Origin of the sequence: Nocardioides massiliensis (genome assembly GCF_030811215.1) — a bacterium.
Classification (GTDB): Bacteria; Actinomycetota; Actinomycetes; order Propionibacteriales; family Nocardioidaceae; genus Nocardioides_A; species Nocardioides_A massiliensis.
Genome location: NZ_JAUSQM010000001.1, coordinates 2,265,487 through 2,288,077 on the forward strand (window position 1 = coordinate 2,265,487; position 22,591 = coordinate 2,288,077).

Genomic DNA, 22,591 nt, shown 5'->3' on the forward strand with positions numbered 1-22,591 from the left:
CAATGGGGGAGTGCCGCTCTATCGTGACGAGGCGATCGTCCTCCGGACCCAGAAGCTGGGTGAGGCCGACCGCATCGTGACCGTGCTGAGCCGCCAGCACGGGCGGATCCGGGCGGTGGCCAAGGGCGTGCGCCGGACGTCGTCGAAGTTCGGCTCGCGGCTCGAGCCGTTCAACTACGTCGACCTCCAGCTCGCCGAGGGCCGTTCGCTCGACGTCATCACCCAGGCCGAGACCCTCACGCCGTACGGCGCCCGCCTGGGTGGGGACTACGACCGCTACACCGCCGGCACCGTGATGCTCGAGACCGCCGAGCGGCTGGTGATGGAGGACAAGGAGCCGGCGTTGCAGCAGTTCCTGCTGCTGCTGGGCGCGCTGCGAGCTCTGACGGAGAGCGAAGGCCCCGCAGACGGCGTCGCGGTGCGCGGCCCGTTGGCCGTCCTCGACTCGTTCCTGCTGCGCTCGCTGGCCGTGGCCGGCTACGCGCCGAGCTTCGATGCGTGCGCACGCTGTGGCGTCGTGGGCCCGCACCGCGCGTTCTCGCCGGCCGCCGGTGGCGCACTGTGCCCCGGGTGTCGCGTCCCGGGCTCGGCGAGCCCGGCCGACGGCACGATGCTGCTGCTCGCCGCCCTGCTCACCGGCGACTGGGCACGCGTGCAGGAGGCGGACCCGCGCCACGGGCGCGAGGCGCACACGCTCGTCACCGCCTACCTCGCCTGGCACCTCGAGCGCGGGCTCAAGTCGTTGCCGCACCTCGTGCGGTAGCGCGCCGGTGGCGTGAGTCCTGGTCGAAGATCGCAGTCACCAGGTGGCTGTCGCGAATTGAGTGAGCCCGTGCGGGCCCGCGTGGTGGCGTCGCGCTGTCACCTGTTTGCGGGGGCGGCGCCTGGGCCTGCCCCTGCGGGGTCAGCCGGTGGCTGCTTGTGCTCGGTGGAGGCGGGTGAGGTTGACGACTGCGGCTGCGAGGTGGAGTTCGGCGGTCACGGCGGCGAGGCCGCGTTGAGCGAAGCGACGTAGGCCGACTTGTTCTTTGAGGTGGGCGATGACGGGTTCGACGGTGGCGCTGCGACGTTTGTAGCGTTCAACGTTCTGGGGTTGTCGCAGCCGGTGACGCATTGCGTCTTTGACCGAGACCTCCTCTGACCGCGGGCCGGTGGCTGGTCGACGAGCGGCATCGGCGTGGAGATCGCGGCTCTTGCCCGGTGCGATCAACCGTTCGGGTCCGGTGGTGGTGAGGTTGTCGTCGGTGAAGTAGCCGGCGTCGGCCAGCACCAGATCGATCTGCTTGTCCAACGCCCGAACTTGGGCAGTGACCTCGTTCAGCGTCGGGGTGAAGCAGCCGGTGTCGTTGGCCTCTTGAGACACGTGGATCCCAGCGATGAAGTGGTCGTCACTGACCGCGATCTGGGCGTTATAGCCCTGCACCGATCCGCCACCAGCGCCCTCGGTCATCAACCGTGATTCAGGATCGGTGGTGTTGACCACCTCTCCCTGGCCGCCGCGGGCGCGTGCCCGTGCCGTTCGACGATCACGCGCGCGGCGACGCGGGCCGCGCAGATCGACCTCGCCCGCGGCGCTTGCGGCCTCAGCCTCGTTGAGTGCTTGTTCAGCTCGCTCCAGGGCCTTGCGCGCGTCGAACCGGACCCGGGCAGCTGTTTGGCCCGGCGCCGTCTCGTTCTCGGCAAGCAGCCGTTGAAACCGGCTGATCCGCGCCCGGTGATAGGCCACCGGGTCCACCCCGGCTGGGACCGGTCCCGGCATCGCCTCGGTGGCAGCGCGCGCCAGGATCTGTTCAGCACGAACCCGGTCGGCCTGGTCCTGCTCGGCCTCCTCACCGCGACGACGATCGAGCTCATCGAGGGCCTTCTTGATGCTTGCCGCACGGTCTTTGCGGTTGGCGAACTGCGGCGGGAGCCGATCAGAGTCGTCCTCGGCATCCTCGCGGGCGTCGGTCTGCTCAGCCTCGGCGACCACCTCGGCCGCGACGCGTTGGGCTTGTTGACGCACCCAGTCCGCGGACCGGTTCGCTGAGCCCTGATCCACCGACGTTGTTTCTGTAGTGGTCGTTCTCGGCGCTGGCGGGTATCGCGGCGTCGTGGGCGTGCGGGACCTGCCGGTCTACGCCGGTTCTTCCACTTCAGGGTCCTCGGTTGCGCCCGTGCTGGGCTGGATGGTCACGTCGTGGCGGGTGTTGGTGGTCCGGTCGCGAGCGCGTGGAGGGTGTCCCACTGCTCTGCCCAGGGCCATCGGATCGGGAGGTGCAGGATGAGTCGGCGGCCGGTGGCCGCGATCCGGGCGGGGATGTTGATGATCCGCTTGCGCAGGGTCGCCCATCGGACCTTGGCCATGTTGGCGGCGACGGCGGTGGCACGGGCGATGTTGAACGCGATCACTGCGAGCGCGACCCACGCGGCGTTCGCCGCGTACTTCCCCGACGGCAGGTGCGCCAGGGCGCCGTCCTTGAGTTCGGCGATGACCTGCTCGACGATCGCGTGGTCACGGTGAGCCTGGTCTGCCTCAACGATGTCGAGGGTGGAGTTGGTGATGAACGCGTGGTGCCGGTAGCTGGCGAACAGCTCACCTTGTTCGGTGCCGTCGCCGGCGAGGGCCTGGAGCCGCTTGACCCGGCGCACAACCAGCCGGCAGGCCACGTGCTCGGCCTTGCGGCGGCCGGTGAACGCCACGAAGGCCACCTCGGCGACCTCCGCGTCGGAGATCCAGCGCTGCTCTGTCTCCTCCCAGATCGCGTTCGGATACTTGATCGGTGTCCATGCTTCTTGGTCGATGCCGGTGATTGCGGCGCTCACGCTGGGGGTCATCCGGGCGGTCACGGAGAACCAGGTCTTCGCGCGGATCGCGGTCCCGACGAAGGCCCATCCGTAGTAGGCCGAGTCGGCCCGGCACAGGATCGGGCCCTTCACGCCCGATGCACGGGCGGTGCCGATGGCCTGGGCCAGCAGCCGGCCGGCACCCGCTGCGGACGCGGTGTTGCCCTTGCGTAGCCGTGCCCGAGCGATCACGGGCGCGCTCAACGGCGTGGAGACCGTGGCGAGCTGGATGTTCAGCCCCCGCACCCGGGAGTAGCCGTAGGCGGCGCCTTGCTTGGCATAGCCGTGGACCTCGCGGATCGTGTCATCGACATCGATGAACGCGGTCTCCTCAGCGGCATCGCCGCCAGCGACCAGTCCTGGAACCCGGTCGGCGAGGCCGGCCAGGAGCCGGCCACCGACCGCGTCGAGCTGCTGCACGTGCCCGTGGGTGAAGGAACGTAGGAACGTGCCCAGCGTGGAGGGTGCCCGCACCCCGCCGAACAGCCGACCCATCCCGCCGTGCCGGAGTAGGTCCAGGTCATCGATGCTGTCTGCGCCCGCGAGCATCCCGCCCACCACGCTGGTCGCCTTCGTCGCCGCATTCGGCGAAGGCACCGTCAGTCGCTGCGCGAGGAGATCGTGCAGGCCGGCCGACTCGGCCAACCGAAGCGCCGGAACCAGACCTGCGGCCGACACCAAGTTCGGATCATCGAAGACGGGCCTGATCGTGTGAGAGGCTTTCACTTACGAGGTGTCCCTTGCTCGGCCCGGAATCGTGTGTGTGGTAACTCCGATTCTCTCGCCCAGCAAGGGCATTCTCGTTCTACGCCACGCTCAACTCTCCACCCATCGGTGGATCAGGGCTGAGCGCGCGGCGTTCGCTGCGATCTTGGTGCCATCGATCGCGACCACCCCGACCTTGACCATCCCGGCATCTGCGCACAACCGCAGCACCTGGGCGAACAAGTCGATGACCGCGTCGTGGTGCTCGGCACGGAACCGGGCGATCGTGGTGTGGTCGGGGGCGTCTTGGCCGCACAACACCCGGAACGCCACGTGGTCGCTGCACAGTCGCTCGATGCGTCGTGAGGACCGCTCGCCGACCGCGTAGGCGTAGATCAACAGCGCCAACAGCATGTCCGGGTCATAACCCGCCCGGCCCACGCCGCCCGTGCGTCGACGAGCGTGGAACCGCGCGGTGTCGAGCTGCTCGACCACGTCGAGGACGAACCACGCGAGGTGGTCCTCAGGCAGCCAGTCCGCCATGTTCGGCGGGAGAAGAAACTCCTGATCCCGGATCACCGGGCGATAGGAACGAGCCACGCCCCATGATCTCGACCCCACGACCCGAAGTCACCGACCGCCACGACCCCATTTCGCAACAGCCACCAGGTGCCTGGGATCTTCGACTGCGGCGCAGCGGTCCCGGACTCAGCTGTCAGCGGCGTGCTCGGCGCTGATCAGTCGGTCGGTCGACTCGTTGAACTGAGCGACCAGCCGGGCGAAGTCGCGCCGGTCCTCGGGGCTCCAGTCGGCGAGGACCTGCTCGAGTCGGCGGCGACGGTGGGCGCGGGTCTCCAGCACCGCCGTACGCCCCTCGTCGGTGAGGGAGAGCAGGGCGGCGCGGCGGTCGTCGGGGTCGGGCTGGCGCTCGGCGAGGCCGGCCCGCTCGAGTGCCTGCACCTGGCGGGTGATGGTCGAGGGGTCGAGGCCGAAGGCCGTGGCGAAGGAGCCCAGGCGCTGCGGCCCCTCGTCGGCGATCCGGCACAGCAGGCCGTAGCCGGAGCGGTCGAGGGCGAACTCGCCGTGGGAGGTGAACACGTGGATCTTCTGCACGCGCCGGAACAGCGTCGTGAGGTGCTGCTCGATGCGATCCGTGGTGTCGTCCACCGTGAGCCTCCGGGCCAGGTCTAGGGTTGCGGCGATCCTAGGGACGAGGAGAGGTCGTGGCACGACGTAGTCCACGCAAGGCGCCGGTACGCACCGTACGGGCTCCGTCGCCGCACCCCTCCGGAGCCCGCCCCCCGGAGATCCCGGCCGAGCTCGTGCCGCGCCACGTCGCCATCGTGATGGACGGCAACGGCCGTTGGGCCAAGCAGCAGGGTCTGCCGCGCACGGCCGGCCACGAGGCGGGGGAGTCCTCGCTCTTCGACATCGTCGAGGGGGCGATCGAGATCGGTGTGAAGGCGATCTCCGCCTACGCCTTCTCCACCGAGAACTGGGGCCGCTCGCCCGACGAGGTGCGCTTCCTCATGGGCTTCAACCGCGACGTGATCCGCCGCCGCCGCGACGAGATGCACGAGCTCGGCGTACGCGTCCGTTGGGCGGGCCGCGCGCCCCGGCTGTGGCGATCGGTCATCAAGGAGCTCCGGGTCGCGGAGGAGATGACCAAGGACAACGACGTGTTCACGTTGACGATGTGTGTCAACTACGGAGGTCGAGCCGAGCTTGCCGACGCTGCGCGAGGTCTGGCGCAGGACGTCGCGGCCGGCAAGGTCAACGCCGATCGTGTCGACGAGCGCACCTTCGCGCGCTACCTCTACGTCCCCGAGCTCGCCGACGCCGATCTCGTGTGGCGCACCTCCGGCGAGCAACGCCTGTCGAACTTCATGCTCTGGCAGGCGGCGTACGCCGAGATGGTGTTCACCGACGTCCTGTGGCCCGACGCCGACCGGCGGCACCTCTGGGACGCCGTGGAGACCTACGCCAAGCGCGACCGCAGGTACGGCGGCGCCGAGAGCTGAGCCGGGCGCCGAGGGATGACGGGCGCCCGACCGGCTCAGTGCTCGTCGTAGTGCGCGCCGTGCGGTGCGTGCCGGTGTCCGTCGTGCAGGTAGTCGACGTGGTCCCCGTGTGGGACCGCACGGTGACCACAGTCCGGTCCGTGCTCGTGGTCCTCGGCGGCGTGCGCACGCTCGTACGCCTCGGCCACCTCGTCGGCGGGGAACGGTGAGGCGATCCGGCGGCGGCGACGGATGACGGCGCCGACCGGCCACGTCAGGCCGAAGCCGGCGAGGGTGAGCAGCACGATCGTCGCGCCGGGAGCGACGTCGACGTACGCCGAGATCAGCAGACCGGCGACCGAGGCGATGCAGCCCAGCACCATCGCGCCGGCCAGCGTCGCCCGGAAGCCTCGGCTGAGTTGCTGCGCCGTGGCCACCGGCACCACCATCAGCGCGCTCACCAACAGCAGCCCGACGGTGCGCATCGCGACCGTGACCGTCACGGCGGCCATCGCCGAAACCAGGATGTTGTAGAAGCCGACCCGCAGCCCGGCAGCGCGGGCGAACTCGGGGTCCTGGGCCACGGCGAACAGCCGCGGGGCCAGCCCGAGCGCGATCACGAGGACGCTGACCGCGAGGATCACGGTGACGAGCAGATCGGTGCCCGACACCGTCGTGATCGAGCCGAAGAGGTAGGCGTAGAGCACGTTGGGGCCTTGACCCGCGAGTCCCGTCAGCAGGACGCCACCGGCGATGCCGCCGTAGAAGATCAGTGCCAGGGCGACGTCACCGCCGGACCGGCCGTAGGTGCGGATCACCTCGATGACCACCGCACCCGCGATCGCCACCAGGACGGCGGCGAGGGTCGGCGAGGTCCCGGTGAGCAGTCCCAGCGCCACGCCGGTCACCGCGATGTGGCCGATGCCGTCGCCGAGCAGGGACAGCCGGCGCTGCACGAGGAAGGTGCCGACGGCGGGCGCAGCGAGACCGGTCAGCAGCGCCGCCACGAGGGCGTACTGCATGAACTGGTAGGAGAGCAGGCTCATCTAGGGCACCTCTCCGTGCTCGGGCGGCTCGCTGAGCCGGTCGACGGGGGAGGCCGTCTCGGGTGCGTTGCTGGGCGCGAGGTAGTGGTCCTCGTGGGGATGGTGGTGGTCGCCGCCGTGCGAGTCCACGGGGAGGCCGGCGGGCGGCCCGTCGTAGGCGATCCGGCCGTCGCGCATCACGACCGCGCGGTCGACCAGCGGCGCCAGCGGGCCGAGCTCGTGGGCGACCAGCACCACCGTCGCGCCGTCGGCGACGAGCCGCTCCAGCGTGGCGGCGAGCGCGCGCTGGTTGGCCAGGTCGATGCCGGCGGTGGGCTCGTCGAGCACGAGGACCTCGGGCTCGGCGGCCAGGGCGCGCGCGATCATCACCCGCTGCTGCTGTCCGCCGGAGAGATCGGAGACGTCCTCGTGCGCGCGGTCGGCGAGGTCGACGACCTCGAGTGCTGCGGCGACCGCGGCTCGGTCGGCCCGGTTGGCCAGGCGCCAGACCGGGCGCCGCGAGAGGCGGCCACTGGCGACGACCTCGCGCACGCTGGCCGGGATGCCCGACGCCGCGCTGGTCCGCTGTGGCACATAGCCCAGCCGGTGCCGGTCGCGCAGGTCCGCCACGGGTACGCCGAACGCGCGCGTCTCGCCGCGCACGAGCGGGATCAGCCCCAGCAGGGCGCGCATCAGCGTCGACTTGCCCGAGCCGTTGGCGCCCAGGACCGCGAGCACCTCCCCGCGGGGGACCGTCAGGTCGATGCCGCGCAGCACAGGGCGTCCGCCGAGGACGACCGCGCCGTCGCGCATCCAGAAAACGGGGGTCGCGACGGCGGGGTCGGCGGTCGCGGCAGTGCCGGTGGCCGGAGTGCGGTCCCTCATGCGCAGTCGTTCGCCTGCCGCAGGGCAGCGAGGTTGGCCTCCATGAGAGAAAGGTAGTCCTCGTCCGCGGTCGCCTCGGTCAGTCCCTCCACCGGGTCGAGCACGGCGGTGGTGATGTCGAGCGCGGACGCGAGCGTCTCGGCGAGCGCGGGGCTGGCGAGGGTCTCGGTGAAGACCGTCGTCACACCGGTGTCCTCGATCAGGTCACCGAGCTCGGCCAGCCGTGCCGGCGACGGTTCGGCGTCGGGGGAGATGCCGGCGATCGAGGCGAACTCCAAGCCGTAGCGACTCAGGTAGCCGAACGCGTCGTGGCTGACCACGACCTGCTGACGCTCGCAGCTGGCCAGCCCCTCGGCGTACGCCGTGTCGAGCTGCTCGAGGTCGGCGACGACCGCGGCCGCGTTGGCGGTGTAGTCCTCGGCATGGTCGGGGTCGACGTCGGCGAGCCGCTCGGCGTAGGCGTTCGCGGTCGCGACCAGCGCGCGCGGGTCGAGCCACACGTGCGGGTCCTCGTCCCCGTGGTCGTGCTCGTGGTCGTGGCCGCCGTTCGGGCCGTCCTGCGGGCCTTTGTCCCGGTGCTCGGCCGCGTGATCGTCACCGTGATCGGAGTCGTGGTCGTCTCCCTCGTGCTCGTCGGCCGGTGCACCGAACTCCCGCCGCGGATAGGGCACGTCCACCGCGGTGTCACGCGCCTGCTGACTGACGACGGTGTCGACCGCAGGTTGGAACCCGGCGACGTAGCCGACCAGCTCGGCCTCGGCGACCGCGGCGGTCTGGCGCACAGTGAGCTCGTGGTCGTGCGGCTCGGCGCCGGGAGGCGTCAACGTCTCGACCGTGACGTGCTCGCCGCCGACCCGGGTGGCGACGTACTCCAACGGGTAGATCGCCACGACCACGTCGACACCGCCCTGGTCGCCGGCCCCGGCGTCGTCACCGCACGCGGCGAGGGTGAGCAGCAGGGGGAGGGCGGCTGCGGCTGCGGAGAGTCGGAAGAACGGGGTCCGCGATGTGCGCGGTGCGACTGTCATGACAACGATTCTCAAGTCAGATGAGAACCGTTGTCAACTTGGACTGGCGTGGGAGGCGGCAGCCCCTAGGCCGTAGGGATCACGGGTTGGGGTGACACCCGGTGAGCCTGCGCGTAGGTGTGGGCCACGGAAGACAGTCTCTGGATTGCTGAGATCTAGAGAACAGGAAGTCATTCCGTGACCCACGACGACATTGTGTACGACAGGCGTGTGCGAGTGCTCGAGTACGCAGCGAGAATCAACAACGTGAGCGAGGCGTGCCGAGTGTTCGGCATCTCGCGCAAGACTTACTACGAGTGGGTCAACAAAGCCGAGCAGTACGGCCTCTCGGCACTGCTGCCGCGTGAGCGACGCCGTCCGCACATGCCGAACGCGATGTCCTCCGAAGAGGTCGCGGTGATCCTCTCCGAAGCGATCGCCAAGCCGACGCTGGGTCCGAAGTCGTTGCTTCGCCACCTCAGCAAGCGCGGTGTCGACCGGTCGGCCTCAGGCGTCGCGAAGGTCCTCAAGCGTCACAACCTGGGCACCGCCAAGCAGCGGATCATCGCGTTGGCCAGTCTGACTGCCACCGAAACCGGGCAGCTCACCGAGGCTGCCCTCGAGGGCCCCTTCGGGTTCTGCCAATACGCCTCCCGCCCGGGCCAGGTCGTAGCCCTGGATGCGTTCTACGTCGGGCGCCTCAAGGGCGTGGGTGCGGTGTGGCAGCTGACCGCGGTCGACATCGCCACCCGGATCGCGGTCGTCCAGCTCGTCGTGGGCGACAAGACAGCCGCCGTCACGGCGCTGCTCCTGGATCATCTGAAGAAGGCGCTGCGCAAGCACGGCATCACCCTCGAAGGGGTCCTGACCGACAACGGTCCAGAGTTCGTCGGCAAGGCGTTCCAAGCCCGCGTCGGCGAGCTCGGGCTGCATCATCACCGGATCCCGCCGAGGTCACCGAACCACAACGCGGTGTGCGAGAGGTTCCACGGAACCGTGCTCCACGAGTTCTACCGGCCCCACTTCCACCGAGGACGGGTCGAAGACATCGCGCTGCTCGACAGGGCCCTGCAGGCCTGGGTCGTCGACTACAACAACGAGCGCCCCAACCACGGCGACTACATGGCCGGCCGCACCCCGCTGCAAGTCAAGAAGGAACTCAAGCGCCGCATCCGGCAGACTGCTGCCTGACCGACCGGTCAAGCAACCCAGAGACACCGACCTGTCACCCCGACCCGTGCGCCGGAAGCCCTAGGCTGCCCCCGTGCTCGTCGTGAACCGGTTCCGCGTCCCCGCCGAGGAGGCCGAGGCCTTCCGTGCCGACCTGGGTGCCGCCCACGCGTTGCTGGCCGCGCGGCCGGGCTACCTGGACGGCGCGGTGGGCCGCAACGTCGACGAGCCGGACCTGTGGGTGCTGCAGACGCGGTGGGCCGACGTCGGGAGCTACCGGCGCGCGCTGTCGGCGTACGACGTCAAGCTCGGCGCGGTGCCGCTGCTCTCGCGGGCGGTGGACGAGCCGTCGGCCTACGAGGTCGTCACCGACGAGGCGGAGCTCAACCGCGCCGTACCGCGCGCGACCTGACGCCCGACGCGCCACGGACCCGGCCCACGGCCTACCCTGGACGCTCGCCGTCAGCCAGGCGGCGTTGCGTCTGCGAAAGGCACCTGTCCCGTGGCCAAGAAGCCTGCATCTGTCGTTGATCACGTCGTCTCGCTCGCGAAGCGTCGCGGGTTCGTCTTCCCGTGCGGGGAGATCTACGGCGGCACGCGCTCCGCCTGGGACTATGGGCCGTTGGGCGTCGAGCTCAAGGACAACATCAAGCGGCAGTGGTGGCGCTCGGTCGTGCAGATGCGCGACGACGTCGTCGGCCTGGACTCCTCGGTGATCCTGCCGCGGCAGACCTGGGAGGCCAGCGGCCACGTCGCCACCTTCGCCGACCCGCTCACCGAGTGCCTCTCGTGCCACAAGCGGTTCCGCGCCGACCACCTGCAGGAGGAGGCCGCGGAGAAGAAGGCCCAGAAGAGCGGACAGGACGAGAACCCCGACGACATCGACCTCGCCACCCTGGCGTGCCCCAACTGCGGCACCCGCGGCGCTTGGACCGAGCCGCGCGCGTTCTCCGGGCTGCTGAAGACCTACCTCGGTGTCGTCGACGACGAGTCGGGCCTGCACTACCTGCGTCCCGAGACCGCCCAGGGCATCTTCCTCAACTTCGCCAACGTCGTGACCTCGGCGCGGCAGAAGCCGCCGTTCGGCATCGCCCAGATCGGCAAGAGCTTCCGCAACGAGATCACGCCGGGCAACTTCATCTTCCGCACCCGCGAGTTCGAGCAGATGGAGATGGAGTTCTTCGTCAAGCCCGGCGAGGACGAGGAGTGGCACCAGTACTGGATCGACCAGCGCACCAACTGGTACGTCGAGCTCGGCATCGACCGCGACAACCTGCGCCACTACGAGCACCCGCAGGAGAAGCTCTCCCACTACTCCAAGCGGACCGTGGACATCGAGTACCGCTTCCGCTTCGGCGGCTCGGAGTGGGGTGAGCTCGAGGGCATCGCCAACCGCACCGACTTCGACCTCTCGACGCACTCGGAGGCCTCCGGGCAGGACCTGTCGTACTTCGACCAGGCCGCCGGGGAGCGCTACGTGCCCTACGTCATCGAGCCGGCAGCCGGTCTCGGTCGCTCCCTGATGACGTTCCTCGTCGACGCCTACACCGAGGACGAGGCGCCCAACGCCAAGGGCGGCATCGACAAGCGCACCGTGCTGCGTCTCGACCCGCGCCTCGCGCCGGTCAAGGTCGCGGTGTTGCCGCTGTCGCGCAACTCCGACCTCTCGCCCAAGGCGAAGGACCTCGCCGCCGAGCTGCGCGGGCTGTGGAACGTCGACTTCGACGACTCCGGCGCCATCGGTCGTCGCTACCGCCGCCAGGACGAGATCGGTACGCCGTACTGCGTCACCGTCGACTTCGACACCCTCGAGGACAACGCGGTCACGATCCGCGAGCGGGACACGATGAAGCAGGAGCGGGTGAGCCTGGACCAGGTGCGTTCCTACTTCGCCGAGCGACTGGTCGGCTGCTGACATGGCACGCCGACCCTCCCGGCGTGCCGCCGCGCTGGTCGTCCCGGTCGCGCTGAGCCTCGTCCTGGCCGGCTGCGGCGGGTCCGACGAGCCGGAGCAGCCGGCCGCGGAGGACTCCGCGTCGGCGAGCCCCAGCGCCGGCAGCACCGTCGCCGTCCCGGAGGGCGTCGCCCTCACCGACGCCGGCACCGAGCTCGACTTCGGGGAGACCGCCACCGTCGTGCACGAACCCGACCAGAAGCGCGGCAGCGTCGTGGAGGTGACGGTCACCGGCGTGCGGGAGGCCCGGATGGCCGCGTTCTCGGCGTACACCCTCGACGAGCAGACGCTGGCGTCGTCGCCCTACTTTGTCGACGTCACGGTCGAGAACGTCGGCGAGACCGACCTCGGTGGTGCACCGGTGCCGCTGTGGGCGGTCGATGAGCGCAACCAGCTCGTGCAGGCCTCGACCTTCTCCGCCCGGTTCGAGCCGTGTGCGTCGACGCCGTTGCCGGCCGAGTTCGCGCCGGGCGCCAGCGTGGAGACCTGCCTGGTCTACCTGCTCCCGGACGCCGGAGTGCTGCGTGCGGTGTCGTTCCGTCCGTCGCAGGAGGTCGAGCCGATCACCTGGACCGGTGAGGTGACCCCGGCGAAGCCGGCGCGCAAGAAGCGCTCGAGGAACCGTTGAGCAGCCCGGAGCCGATCCTGCAGAAGGCCGACTTCGGCGACATCTACGTCCAGCCCGACCCGCGGGCCTACTTCGCCACGCTGTCGGGCTACGACTACCAGATCCCGCAGGAGGGTGCGGAGGTGTTCCGGCGCCTCCTCGCCGCCTGCGCGAGCCCCGACCACGTCCCCACGATCCTCGACGTCTGCTGCTCCTACGGCATCGTGTCGACCCTGCTCAAGACCGGTCTCGACATGAGTGACGTCTACGCCCACTACGCCCGCCCCGAGGTCGTCGCGATGACGACCGAGGACCTCCAGCGGGCGGACGCCGCCTTCCTGGAGGCCCATCGGCGCCAGCAGGACCTGCGGGTGATCGGGTTGGACATCGCCGAGAGCGCGGTCGACTACGCGGTCGCGACCGGCTCGCTGGACGTCGGCTTCGTCGAGGACCTCGAACGCGAGGATCCCTCGCCGGGGCTCGCCGAGGTGATGGCCGAGGTGGACCTCATCACCACGACCGGTGGGATCGGCTATGTCACGGAGCGGACGTTCCAGCGCCTCGTTGATGTCGCCGGTCCGTCCACGCAGGTGGCTGCCTTCTGCCTGCGCACCTATGACTACGGACCGATCGCGCACGCACTCGCGGCGAAGGGGCTGGTGACCGAGACCTTCACGCGGACGTTCCGCCAGCGTCGGTTCGTCGACGCCCACGAGCAGTCCTGGGCGGTCGACCGGGTGCGCAGCCTCGGGCTCGATCCGGCCGGGAAGGAGGCCGACGGCTGCTACCACGCGGACTTCTTCCTGTCGCGGCCTGCCGAGGAGATTGCCGCTCGACCCCTGGCGACACTTCTGGCGACGCTGCCCGAGCTCTGAGCCGAGCCCCGTCGGCGACGTCGCCGATTTCGTGGCTCCGCGCTCCACCCGGACAATGGTGGGGTGACCATCGCGCCCGTGCTCCCCGGACCGTTGCGTCTCGGCGCCCTCGAGGTCGAGACGCCGGTCGTGCTCGCGCCGATGGCGGGGATCACCAACGCGGCGTACCGCCGGCTCTGCAGCGAGCAGGGCGCGGGGCTCTACGTCTGCGAGATGATCACCAGCCGGGGTCTGGTCGAGCGCGACGCCACCACGATGCGCATGCTGGTCTTCGACCCGCTCGAGGACGTGCGGTCGGTGCAGCTCTACGGCACCGACCCGGTCTACGTCGGCAAGGCCACGGAGATCCTCTGCGCGGAGTATGGCGTCGCCCACGTCGACCTCAACTTCGGCTGCCCCGTCCCCAAGGTCACGCGCAAGGGCGGGGGCGCGGCGCTGCCCTACAAGCGCGGCCTGCTCGCCGACATCCTCGCGTCCGCGGTGCGGGCTGCCGAGCCGTACGGCGTCCCCGTGACCATGAAGACCCGCAAGGGCATCGACGACGACCACCTCACCTACCGCGACGCCGGCCGGATTGCCCAGGAGTCCGGCTGCGCGGCGATCGCGTTGCACGGCCGTACGGCGATCCAGGGCTACTCGGGCGAGGCGGACTGGGACGCGATCGCCGACCTGGTCACCCGCGTCGACATCCCGGTGCTCGGCAACGGCGACATCTGGGAAGCCGCCGACGCGTTGCGGATGGTCGAGCAGACCGGGGTCGCCGGCGTGGTCGTCGGGAGGGGTTGTCTCGGCCGGCCGTGGCTGTTCCGCGACCTCGCCGCTGCGTTCGCCGGGGAGCAGGTCGCGACCCTGCCCCGGCTGGGCGAGGTCGCGCAGATGATGCGCCGCCACGCCGAGCTGCTCTGCGACCACATGGGCGAGGAGCGTGGCTGCAAGGAGTTCCGCAAGCACGTCACGTGGTACCTCAAGGGATTCGGCGCGGGCGGCGACATGCGCCGCTCGCTCGGGCTCGTCTCCAGCCTGGCCGACCTCGACCGGCTGCTCGCCGAGCTGGACCCCACCGAGCCGTTCCCGGTGCGCGAGCTCGGCTCGCCGCGCGGGCGCCAGGGTGGTCCGCGCAAGGGCGTCGCCCTGCCCGAGGGGTGGCTCGCCGACACCGACGGTCGCGGCTGCGCGATGCGCGAGGACGCCGGCGAGACCAGCGGCGGCTGAGCACCGTTCCACGCGCCGGATCCGGGGTCCTCGTCCATCCCGACCCGGTCCATGTTGTACTGGACGGTAGCCCGCGTCCCCTGCCGCAGGAGTCCTTCTCCCCATGAGTCACGGCCGCCACCGCGCGCCCGCCCGTCCCGCCTCGCTGCGGCGACGGATCCGCTGGACCTTCGTCGCTGCGCCCCTGGCCACCGTGGCTGTCGTGACCGCCGGCATCTCGCTGGCTGACCCGGGAGACGCCCCCGCCGGTCCGGACACCGCGGTGGTCTTCGAGGCCACCGACGCCGCGGCCTCCCTCGGCGCCGGGCTGATCGACCTCGGCGCCCGTGCGGCCGCCGCCGACCGCGCCAACCGCAGCCAGGCGCGCAGCGCGCCGGCGGCGAAGAAGTCCGCCAAGAAGGCCAAGCCTGCCAAGAAGCCGAAGCAGCAGACGGCCGGCCCGGTGCGTACGCAGAAGCGCTGGACCACCGTCGACCTCAACGTCTGGACCGGTCCCGGCGAGCAGCACCGGCTGGTCACGGTCCTCGACGCCGGCGCGCGCGTGCTGATCACCGGCGAGACCGAGGGCATCTGGGCGCAGGTCGTCCACGACGACAAGCTGCGCTACGTCAAGGCCGCCTACCTCGTCGCCGAACGCGCCGAGGCCCAGGAGGCCGTCAGCGCCGCCGCCTCCTCGGCGCCGTGCATCCACGGCTCCTCGATCGAGGGTGGCCTGGGGCCGAACGCGACGGCCGTCTACCGCGCCGTGTGCGCTGCGTTCCCGGACATCTCGTCGTACGGCGGCTACCGCGGCGACGGCGAGCACGCCGCGGGCCGCGCCCTAGACGTCATGGTGAGTGGCGACCGCGGGTGGGAGATCGCCGAGTGGGTGCGCGCTCGCGCCGGTGAGCTCGGGGTCAGCGAGGTCATCTACGCCCAGCGGATCTGGACCGTGGAGCGCTCCGGCGAGGGCTGGCGGTCCATGGAGGACCGCGGCTCGTCGACGGCCAACCACTACGACCACGTGCACGTCACGACCTATTGAGCTCTCCCTCCTCCGTCTGGCGTGCCCCCGGCATGCCGGCCCTGATCGCCGTCACGACCACCGGCTTCGCGGGGTACGCCGCGCTGCTCCCGGTCGCACCGCTGTGGGCCGTGCACGGAGGTGCCGGGTCCGCGGGCGCCGGCGCGGTCAACGGCGTGCTGATGCTCTTCACCGTGCTCACCCAGCCGTTCGTGCCCGGTGCGATCCGGCGTCTGGGCTGGGCTCCGGTGCTGATCGCCGGCCTGCTGCTGCTTGGCCTGCCGTCGCTGCTGCTCGCGCTCTCGGACGGGCTCGTGCCGGTGCTGCTGCTCTCGGCGGTGCGCGGCTTGGGCTTCGGGGTGCTGACCGTGACCGGCAGCGCCGCGGTCGCCGAGCTGGTCGAGCCCGCCCGCCGGGGCGCGGCGATCGGTGCCTACGGGCTGGCGATCGCCGGTCCGCAGCTGGTGTTGATCCCGCTCGGTCCCTGGTTGGCCGACACGGTCGACTTCCGGGTGATGTTCGCCGCCGGGGCGCTGCCCCTGCTCGGTTGCCTGCCCGCGCGCCGGCTCGGGCGACACCTGCACCGCGATCCCCAGGAGCCCGCCGTGGTGGGGGAGCGGCAGTCGCGCTGGCCCGTCTATGTGCGGCTGATGCGACCGATGGCGCTGCTGCTGGCGGTCACGCTGGCCGGCGGTGCGTTGATCACCTTCGCCGCCCAGATGGTCAGCGCCGCGTGGATGACCATGGTGGGCCTGGCACTGCTGACCGCGACCGCGGCGATCAGCCGGTGGCAGGCCGGCGGACTGGCCGATCGGTACGGCGCGCGGCGGTTCGTGTGGCCGCTGGTGCTGCTCACGGCCGTCGGCCTGGCGATCACGGCGTACGCCGTGCAGGACCCTGACGCCACCGACGTCGGTGCGTTCCTGGTCGGCATGGCGTTGGTCGGGGTCAGCTACGGCGGGCTGCAGAACCTGACCCTGGTGCTGTCGTTCGCGACCGTCGGTCGGCGCGACTTCGGCACCGCCAGCGCCGTCTGGAACGTCGGCTTCGACGCGGGCACGGGGCTCGGTGCGGTGCTCGTCGGCGCGATCGCGGCCGGGGCGTCGTTCCCGACAGCGCTGCTGGTCGCGGCCGGCTTCTCCGCGCTCACGCTGCCGCTCGCGGTGCGCCGAACGACGCCGCCGCCGCGAGGTGACGGGTAGCGGTGGGTGAGGAGTCCCACAGGCTCGATGAGGCGTGGGTGACACCCGAGGTGGGGCACGACACCTAGCGTCGTCCGGGTCCGTGCTCCCGCACGGCCCCGCCGTCCGAGAGGAGACCAGCGCGTGCCTGCGCCGACCCGTCCCGCCGTACGCCGTCCTGGTGCGCTGCTCGCCGTACTGGCTCTTGTCCTGGGGCTGTTCCTCGGGTCGGGGGTGGGCACGCCGGTCGCGAGTGCGGCTCCGGCGTCGGACCGGGTGAGCGTGGCAGCCGCGGCGCAGCCCAAGAAGCTGGCGCAGGCCAGGCAGCAGGTCCGTCGAGTGGCCCGCCAGCGGCACGAGGCGTTCCGGCTGGTCCGCGAGGACGTGCGGCTCCAGGAGCTCCCCGTGGCCGCGTTGCGCGAGATCGAGGAAGCGGCGCGGACCGCGCAGACGCGCATCAACGCCAGGGTCCTCGCCGCGGAGCAGGCGCGCAAGGTCGCTCGGGTGCGCAAGCTGCGCGCCGCGATCGCGGCCGAGAACGCCGCGCCCCTGCGGCAGCGCATCGCCGCCGAGCACGCCGCCGTGCTCGCCGACGTCAACTGCGGACCGCTCGGCCGGGCACTGGAGAACAACGAGGACGGGCTGCTCGGCCCGGTCGTCGCGCTGGTCGACGCCCTGTGCCTGTGAGCTGCCGCTGAGGCAGCTCGCGGTGACGGTGCCCCGGAGTAGGGTGCCCACGCCATGACCTCGATGCCCCCGACCCAGCTGTCCCCGACCCCGTTGTCCTGGGACCAGCTCTACGACGCGGCTGCCCGCGAACGCTGGGTCGCCGAGCCGGCCAAGCGGGTCGAGGCGCCCGAGCGCACGCCGTTCGAGCGTGACCGCGCCCGGGTCGTCCACAGCGCGTCGCTGCGCCGGCTCGCGGCCAAGACCCAGGTGGTCGGTCCGCAAAGCGACGACTTCGTCCGCAACCGCCTCACCCACAGCCTGGAGGTCGCGCAGGTCGGGCGCGACGTCGCCCACGTGCTCGGGTGCCACCCCGACGTGGTGGAGACGGCCGCGTTGGCTCACGACCTCGGTCACCCGCCGTTCGGCCACAACGGCGAGCGGGTGCTCGACGAGCTCGCCGCCGACTGCGGCGGGTTCGAGGGCAACGCCCAGACCCTGCGCCTGCTCACCCGGCTCGAGGCCAAGTCGGTCGACGCCGCCGGGCGCTCGATCGGGCTCAACCTCACCCGCGCCACGCTCGACGCCTGCACGAAGTACCCCTGGCGCCGCTCGGAGGCGCCCGACCCGGTCGGCTACCACTCCGACGGCTCCGCGCGCCGCGGCACGAAGTTCGGGGTGTACGACGACGACCTCGGCGTCTTCGCCTGGCTGCGCCAGGGCGTGCCCGCACGTCGCCGGTGCGTCGAGGCCCAGGTCATGGACTTCGCCGACGACGTCGCCTACTGCGTCCATGACGTCGAGGACGGCGTGGTCGCCGGGCGCATCGACCTCGGGTGGCTGGAGTCCGCCGAGGCACGCGCGGAGGTCGCGCAGACGGTGCGCGACTGGTACCTCCCCGACGTCGACGCGGATGAGGTCGAGGAGGCCTACGCCGCGCTGCGCTCCATCGGCTCGTGGCCCGAGCATCCCTACGACGGCTCGCGACCGGCGCTCGCGGCGCTGAAGAACCTCACCAGCGACGTCATCGGCAGGTTCTGCGGCAGCGTGCAGGCGGCGACCCGGGCGGCGTACGGCTCGGCCCCGCTCGTGCGCCACCACGCCGACCTGGTGGTCCCGCGGTCGACGCTCGTGGAGGTCGGGCTGCTCAAGGGCGTGGCCGCCCACTACGTCATGCGCGCCGACGACCGGCTGCGGCTGATGGAGCGCGAGCGGGAGCTGCTGTCGGAGCTGGTCACGGCGCTGGCCGCGGCCCCGGAGAAGCTGCTCGCCCCGGCGTTCGCCGACGACCTGGCCGCCGCCGGTGACGACGCGGCGCGGCTGCGGGTGGTCATCGACCAGGTCGCCTCGCTCACCGACGCCTCGGCCGTCGACTGGCACGCCCAGGTCGTCGGGTCGTCGTCGTAGTCCGGCCGTAGACTCCGCCACGTGGCCGGGCTGATCAAGGACGAGGACATCGCGACGGTCCGCGAGCGCGCTCGGATCGACGAGATCATCAGCGAGCACGTCACCCTGCGCAACGCCGGCGGCGGCTCGATGAAGGGGCTGTGCCCCTTCCACGACGAGAAGACCCCGTCCTTCCACGTGACCCCGAGCCGGGGCTACTACCACTGCTTCGGGTGCCAGGCCGGCGGCGATGTCATCAAGTTCGTCATGGAGGTCGAGGGACTCGGATTCGCCGACGCGGTCGAGCGGCTGGCTGACAAGGTCGGCATCCAGCTGCGCTACAGCGAGGGGGACGCCCCGGGCCCGCGCCGCGACCCCGGCCAGCGCGCCCGGTTGATCGAGGCCCACAAGCTCGCCCAGGAGTTCTACGCCGACCAGCTCACCACCCCCGACGCGATGGTCGCGCGGCAGTTCCTCGCCGACCGCGGGTTCGACCGTGACTCGGCGGAGACCTTCGGGCTCGGCTTCGCCCCCCGCAGCGGCGAGGCCTTGGTCCACCACCTGCGTCAGAAGGGCTTCCGCGTCGACGAGCTGATCACGGGCGGTCTCGCCGCCCAGGGTCGCTCCGCCTACGACCGGTTCCGCGGGCGGTTGCTGTGGCCGATCCGGGAGACCAACGGCGACACGATCGGCTTCGGAGCCCGTCGGATCTTCGACGACGACCGCATCGACGCGAAGTACCTCAACACCTCCGAGACGCCGATCTACAAGAAGAGCACGGTGCTGTACGGCGTCGACCTCGCGCGCAAGGAGATCGCCCGCACGTCCCAGGCGGTGGTGGTGGAGGGCTACACCGACGTCATGGCCTGCCACCTCGCCGGTGTCGGCACCGCGGTCGCGTCGTGCGGCACGGCCTTCGGCGAGGAGCATGGCCGGGTGCTGCGGCGTCTGCTGCACGACCACGAGGACTTCCGGGGCGAGATCATCTTCACCTTCGACGGTGACGAGGCCGGGCAGAAGGCCGCCATGAAGGCGTTCGAGGGCGACCAGCAGTTCGCCTCCCAGACCTACGTCGCCGTCGAGCCCGACGGGATGGACCCCTGCGACCTGCGCCTGGCCAAGGGTGACGCCGCGGTCCGGGAGCTGGTCGCGCGGCGCGTGCCGCTCTACCGCTTCGTGCTCGGCAACCTGGTCCAGGGCTTCGACCTCGACCGCGCCGACGGCCGCGTCGACGCGTTGCGCCGCGCCGCCCGGCTGGTCTCCAGCGTCCGCGACCGGTCGAAGGTCGACGCGTTCGCCCGCGAGCTCGCCGGCATGGTCGGCGTCGACGTCGAGGAGGCCCGTCGCGAGGTCCGCCGGGCCGTGGCCCGCGGACCGGAGCAGGTCGAGACCCGCGGTCGGCGTACCCCCGTCGAGGACGAGCCGGCGCCCCCCGCCCCGCGGCCCGACGTGCCTGACCCGCGCGACCCGCGATTCGCTGTCGAGCGGGAGACCCTGAAGCTCGTGGTGCAACACCCAGCAGCAGTCGGTACGACCGCTGCCGACCTCACCGCCGACGACTTCGCGCACCCGCACTACCGGGCGATCTGGGCAGCGGTCGCCGCCGCCGGGGGGCCGGCGGCCGCCACGTCCCCGGAGACCTGGCCGGCCACGCTGGCCGCCTCCCTGCCCGATCCGTCCGCGTCGCCGGTCCTCGGTGCGCTCGCGGTCGAGCCGTTGCGCTCGTTGCGCGAGCCCAGCAGCGACTACGTCGCCGCCCATGTCTACGGTCTGCAGGAGGTCACGACCCAGCGGCGCATCGCCGACCTCAAGTCGCGGCTGCAGCGCACCAACCCCGTCGACCAGGCGGCGGACTACAACAAGATGTTCGGCGACCTGGTCGCGCTCGAACAGCACCGCAGGACACTGCGGGACAAGGCGGTGGGCAGTGAGTGACGCGACCGCACCGGAGCCGGGCGTGCGCCGACTGCGACGTGCGGTGCCCGTGCCCGCCGATGTCGTACGCCGGGCGCGGGCAGCAGCGGGTCTGGGCCGGCTCACACGCGTGCTGGCCGGGACGCAGGCCGAGGACGGCACGTGGCTGCTCGGCACCCGCGACCTGCTGATCGTCCTGCCCCAGGTGGGGGAGGCCGTCGTGCTGCCGTGGGAGCGGGTCGAGGCCGCCGACTGGGACCTCGAGCAGCAGCGGCTGCGGGTGCGCGAGACCGGGGCGTACGGCGAGAGCCACCCGGAGCGCACCTTCGCGGTGACCGATCCCGGGCTGCTGCTGGAGCTCCTTCGCGAGCGCGTGACCGCCAGCATCGTGCTGCAACGGCACACGGCGGTGCAGGGGAAGGCCGGCGTCACCGTGATCGCGCGCCGTGCACCGCGCGGCGGTGAATTGCGGTGGATGTTCTCCTTCGACGAGGGCATCGACCCCGTCGATCCCGCCGTCCGCGCTGTCGCCGACGCGGCGCTGGCCACGGCGTGCGCCGAGGTCGGGGTGAACCCCACCCGGATTTAGCCTGGCGTGCACTTCCTTGCTAACCTGTCCCGGCCGTCGTGGTCCGTGACCGCGATATTCCCCTGTAGCTCAATTGGCAGAGCATTCGGCTGTTAACCGGAGGGTTGTTGGTTCGAGTCCAACCGGGGGAGCAATGTGATGTCTCAGGACATCGCGGACGGCCGAACCCACGCCATTTGGGTTCGGCCGTCCTTCATTTTCAGCTCGATGTGTTCGGGCGTGGGATCGGTTGGTAGCGCTTGGTGGTGTCGAGGACCAGTTGGCGGAGTAGTTCGCCGGTGGCGGCGTCGATGATGCGGATGTTGAGGTCCTGGACGAGGACGATCACGCGGGTTCGGGCGTGGGTTCGCCCGATGCCGATGGAGTAGAGCCGTCCGCTGTGGCGCAGGGTGATCTTGCCGGTCTTGTCGATGCGGTCGCGGCGGACCCGGTCGTGGGTGTCATCGGCGCGAGCGTGTTGCTCAGGGGTTGCTTTGGGGCGGCTGGTGTAGATGGTCGCGGGGGTGGCGCGGTGCGGTAGCGACCGGTGCGGTCGGTGGTGGTTGTAGGTCTCGACGAAGCGGTCCAGCAGTGCCTGGAGCTCTTCGACGGTGCTCGGTTGGACCGGTTGGGCGCGTAGCCACTTCTTCAGCGTCTGCTGGAACCGTTCGACCTTGCCGCAGGTAGTCGGGTGGTTCGGGGTGGAGTTGATCTGCCGCACGCCCAGACGCCGCAGCTCGTGCTCGAAGCCGTTGCGTCCGCCCTTGCCGCCGGACAGGCGGGTGGTGAACACCATGCCGTTATCGGTGAGGGTGGAGGCCGGGATCCCGTAGATGGTCACGCTCGCGCGGAAGGTGGTGAGCACGATGGTGCCGGTGACCCGGACGTGTGCGGTGACCGAGAGCGCGAAGCGGGAGCAGTCATCGAGCCAGCTCAAGATCTCGGTGTCCGCACCGGGGTGACCGTCGGGGCGGGTGAGGCGGTAGTGGGTGAAGTCGGACTGCCAACGCTCGTTGGGCATAGCAGCTTCGAACCGGATGTAGGAGGACTTCGGGCGTTTCTTCGGCTCCGGGACCACCAGGCCGCGAGCGGTCAGGTGTCGGGAGATCGTCGTGCGAGCGATCTCGACGCCGTGGTGGTGTTCCAGGTGCCACTTGATGGTGTCTGGGCCGCAGTCGAGCCCGGTGGTAGCGAGTTTCTCGCGGAGCTCGACGATGAGCTCCACCACCTCTTCCGCAGTGGCGTTCGCGATGTTCTTGGGTCGGCGCGAGCGCGGTTCGAAGACCGCCTCGCCCTCGGTGTGATAGCGGGCCAGCAGCTCGTAGAGCCAGGACCGTGAGATGCCGTACTCGGCGGCGACCTCGTGGACAGGACGGTTCTGGATCACCACAGCGGTGATCACCAGTCTGGTTTTCGACATGGCCGGAGCGTTGAGCCGGCTCAGCACTCAGTCCGGCATGTCGTGAGACATCAGTCCGGCATGTCTTGAGACATCAGTCCGGGATGTCCTGGACCAACACACAACCGGGGGAGCAAGACAAGAAGGGCCTGACCGCAGCGCGGCAGGCCCTTCTGGTTTTTGCGCATCGACGACCGAGGAGAGCTGC

At 70.9% G+C, this 22,591-nt stretch carries 22 protein-coding genes and 1 tRNA gene; 15 read left to right on the forward strand and 8 right to left on the reverse strand.

Going from position 1 to position 22,591, the window contains the following annotated elements; genetic code table 11:
- Nucleotides 1-10: 10 nt before the first annotated feature.
- The gene (gene recO / locus J2S59_RS11225; protein ID WP_068122434.1) at nucleotides 11-763 is read left to right on the forward strand and encodes a DNA repair protein RecO; all 753 of its coding nucleotides are present in this window, start codon (nucleotides 11-13) and stop codon (nucleotides 761-763) included.
- A gap of 141 nt (nucleotides 764-904) precedes the next feature.
- Here the strand turns inward: recO and J2S59_RS11230 are convergent, their stop codons facing one another.
- From J2S59_RS11230 to J2S59_RS11245, 4 genes are all read right to left on the reverse strand, one after another.
- Nucleotides 905-2,041: a transposase gene (locus J2S59_RS11230; RefSeq protein WP_306825123.1), complete on the reverse strand. Its 1,137-nt coding sequence runs from the start codon at nucleotides 2,039-2,041 to the stop codon at nucleotides 905-907.
- A gap of 131 nt (nucleotides 2,042-2,172) precedes the next feature.
- Nucleotides 2,173-3,552, reverse strand: coding sequence for an IS1380 family transposase (locus tag J2S59_RS11235; RefSeq protein ID WP_370871479.1), 1,380 nt, complete (start codon nucleotides 3,550-3,552; stop codon nucleotides 2,173-2,175).
- 90 nt (nucleotides 3,553-3,642) lie between these two features.
- On the reverse strand, nucleotides 3,643-4,131 hold the full coding sequence (locus J2S59_RS11240) for a transposase (protein WP_306825124.1): 489 nt from the start codon (nucleotides 4,129-4,131) through the stop codon (nucleotides 3,643-3,645).
- Between the two features lie 108 nt (nucleotides 4,132-4,239).
- Nucleotides 4,240-4,698, reverse strand: coding sequence for a MarR family winged helix-turn-helix transcriptional regulator (locus tag J2S59_RS11245; protein ID WP_068119784.1), 459 nt, complete (start codon nucleotides 4,696-4,698; stop codon nucleotides 4,240-4,242).
- A 56-nt stretch (nucleotides 4,699-4,754) separates the two neighbouring features.
- On the opposite strand from J2S59_RS11245, the gene J2S59_RS11250 reads away from it, so the two are divergent.
- Complete coding sequence (locus J2S59_RS11250) at nucleotides 4,755-5,552, forward strand: isoprenyl transferase (protein WP_068119785.1); 798 nt, start codon at nucleotides 4,755-4,757, stop codon at nucleotides 5,550-5,552.
- Nucleotides 5,553-5,587: 35 nt separating this feature from the next.
- Here J2S59_RS11250 and J2S59_RS11255 read toward each other — a convergent pair whose 3' ends face one another.
- The 3 genes from J2S59_RS11255 to J2S59_RS11265 are packed head-to-tail and all read right to left on the reverse strand — an operon-like array spanning nucleotide 5,588 to nucleotide 8,469.
- Complete coding sequence (locus J2S59_RS11255) at nucleotides 5,588-6,577, reverse strand: metal ABC transporter permease (RefSeq protein ID WP_068119787.1); 990 nt, start codon at nucleotides 6,575-6,577, stop codon at nucleotides 5,588-5,590.
- Nucleotides 6,578-7,441: a metal ABC transporter ATP-binding protein gene (locus J2S59_RS11260; RefSeq protein WP_181641781.1), complete on the reverse strand. Its 864-nt coding sequence runs from the start codon at nucleotides 7,439-7,441 to the stop codon at nucleotides 6,578-6,580.
- Nucleotides 7,438-8,469 carry a metal ABC transporter substrate-binding protein gene (locus J2S59_RS11265; RefSeq protein WP_068119789.1) on the reverse strand — a complete coding sequence of 344 codons (1,032 nt, stop codon included), beginning with the start codon at nucleotides 8,467-8,469 and terminating at the stop codon, nucleotides 7,438-7,440. Before J2S59_RS11265 ends, J2S59_RS11260 begins: the two co-directional genes overlap by 4 nt.
- 210 nt (nucleotides 8,470-8,679) lie before the next feature.
- Between J2S59_RS11265 and J2S59_RS11270 the strand changes: the two genes are divergently transcribed.
- The 13 genes from J2S59_RS11270 to J2S59_RS11330 all read left to right on the forward strand — a co-directional run bounded on the left by J2S59_RS11270 (nucleotide 8,680) and on the right by J2S59_RS11330 (nucleotide 21,136).
- Entirely contained in the window at nucleotides 8,680-9,639 is a 960-nt protein-coding gene (locus J2S59_RS11270) for a helix-turn-helix domain-containing protein (RefSeq protein ID WP_281366677.1), read from the forward strand.
- A gap of 73 nt (nucleotides 9,640-9,712) precedes the next feature.
- The gene (locus J2S59_RS11275; protein ID WP_068119456.1) at nucleotides 9,713-10,030 is read left to right on the forward strand and encodes an antibiotic biosynthesis monooxygenase family protein; all 318 of its coding nucleotides are present in this window, start codon (nucleotides 9,713-9,715) and stop codon (nucleotides 10,028-10,030) included.
- 90 nt (nucleotides 10,031-10,120) lie between these two features.
- Nucleotides 10,121-11,533: a glycine--tRNA ligase gene (locus J2S59_RS11280; RefSeq protein WP_068119459.1), complete on the forward strand. Its 1,413-nt coding sequence runs from the start codon at nucleotides 10,121-10,123 to the stop codon at nucleotides 11,531-11,533.
- Nucleotide 11,534: 1 nt separating this feature from the next.
- Entirely contained in the window at nucleotides 11,535-12,200 is a 666-nt protein-coding gene (locus tag J2S59_RS11285) for a hypothetical protein (protein ID WP_068119462.1), read from the forward strand.
- A complete protein-coding gene (locus J2S59_RS11290; RefSeq protein ID WP_220138372.1) occupies nucleotides 12,197-13,054 on the forward strand; it encodes a class I SAM-dependent methyltransferase in 858 nt (285 codons plus the stop codon). The genes J2S59_RS11285 and J2S59_RS11290 overlap by 4 nt, the downstream gene beginning before the upstream one ends.
- 69 nt (nucleotides 13,055-13,123) lie before the next feature.
- The gene (gene dusB, locus J2S59_RS11295) at nucleotides 13,124-14,266 is read left to right on the forward strand and encodes a tRNA dihydrouridine synthase DusB (protein ID WP_068119469.1); all 1,143 of its coding nucleotides are present in this window, start codon (nucleotides 13,124-13,126) and stop codon (nucleotides 14,264-14,266) included.
- A gap of 103 nt (nucleotides 14,267-14,369) precedes the next feature.
- The gene (locus J2S59_RS11300; protein ID WP_306825125.1) at nucleotides 14,370-15,290 is read left to right on the forward strand and encodes a VldE C-terminal domain-containing protein; all 921 of its coding nucleotides are present in this window, start codon (nucleotides 14,370-14,372) and stop codon (nucleotides 15,288-15,290) included.
- A gap of 32 nt (nucleotides 15,291-15,322) precedes the next feature.
- On the forward strand, nucleotides 15,323-16,471 hold the full coding sequence (locus J2S59_RS11305; RefSeq protein WP_068120431.1) for an MFS transporter: 1,149 nt from the start codon (nucleotides 15,323-15,325) through the stop codon (nucleotides 16,469-16,471).
- Between the two features lie 123 nt (nucleotides 16,472-16,594).
- Complete coding sequence (locus J2S59_RS11310) at nucleotides 16,595-17,137, forward strand: hypothetical protein (protein WP_306825126.1); 543 nt, start codon at nucleotides 16,595-16,597, stop codon at nucleotides 17,135-17,137.
- A gap of 54 nt (nucleotides 17,138-17,191) precedes the next feature.
- The gene (locus J2S59_RS11315; RefSeq protein ID WP_246360338.1) at nucleotides 17,192-18,523 is read left to right on the forward strand and encodes a deoxyguanosinetriphosphate triphosphohydrolase; all 1,332 of its coding nucleotides are present in this window, start codon (nucleotides 17,192-17,194) and stop codon (nucleotides 18,521-18,523) included.
- A 21-nt stretch (nucleotides 18,524-18,544) separates the two neighbouring features.
- On the forward strand, nucleotides 18,545-20,437 hold the full coding sequence (gene dnaG, locus J2S59_RS11320) for a DNA primase (protein ID WP_068121136.1): 1,893 nt from the start codon (nucleotides 18,545-18,547) through the stop codon (nucleotides 20,435-20,437).
- Nucleotides 20,430-21,005 (forward strand): hypothetical protein, encoded by a 576-nt coding sequence (locus tag J2S59_RS11325; protein WP_068121134.1) that lies wholly within the window; start codon nucleotides 20,430-20,432, stop codon nucleotides 21,003-21,005. The genes dnaG and J2S59_RS11325 overlap by 8 nt, the downstream gene beginning before the upstream one ends.
- A gap of 58 nt (nucleotides 21,006-21,063) precedes the next feature.
- A tRNA-Asn gene (locus tag J2S59_RS11330) sits at nucleotides 21,064-21,136 on the forward strand.
- Between the two features lie 68 nt (nucleotides 21,137-21,204).
- Here the strand turns inward: J2S59_RS11330 and J2S59_RS11335 are convergent.
- Nucleotides 21,205-22,404 (reverse strand): IS481 family transposase, encoded by a 1,200-nt coding sequence (locus J2S59_RS11335; protein WP_306825127.1) that lies wholly within the window; start codon nucleotides 22,402-22,404, stop codon nucleotides 21,205-21,207.
- Between the last annotated feature and the right edge of the window lie 187 nt (nucleotides 22,405-22,591).

What these genes read in the sequence shown, in the direction of transcription:
- J2S59_RS11300 (WP_306825125.1), top strand. Translation starts at nt 14,370, where the DNA reads ATGAGTCACGGCCGCCACCGCGCGCCCGCCCGTCCCGCCTCGCTGCGG.
- J2S59_RS11255 (WP_068119787.1), bottom strand. Translation starts at nt 6,577, where the DNA reads ATGAGCCTGCTCTCCTACCAGTTCATGCAGTACGCCCTCGTGGCGGCG.
- J2S59_RS11260 (WP_181641781.1), bottom strand. Translation starts at nt 7,441, where the DNA reads ATGAGGGACCGCACTCCGGCCACCGGCACTGCCGCGACCGCCGACCCC.
- J2S59_RS11315 (WP_246360338.1), top strand. Translation starts at nt 17,192, where the DNA reads ATGACCTCGATGCCCCCGACCCAGCTGTCCCCGACCCCGTTGTCCTGG.
- J2S59_RS11305 (WP_068120431.1), top strand. Translation starts at nt 15,323, where the DNA reads ATGCCGGCCCTGATCGCCGTCACGACCACCGGCTTCGCGGGGTACGCC.
- J2S59_RS11335 (WP_306825127.1), bottom strand. Translation starts at nt 22,404, where the DNA reads ATGTCGAAAACCAGACTGGTGATCACCGCTGTGGTGATCCAGAACCGT.
- J2S59_RS11265 (WP_068119789.1), bottom strand. Translation starts at nt 8,469, where the DNA reads ATGACAGTCGCACCGCGCACATCGCGGACCCCGTTCTTCCGACTCTCC.
- J2S59_RS11285 (WP_068119462.1), top strand. Translation starts at nt 11,535, where the DNA reads ATGGCACGCCGACCCTCCCGGCGTGCCGCCGCGCTGGTCGTCCCGGTC.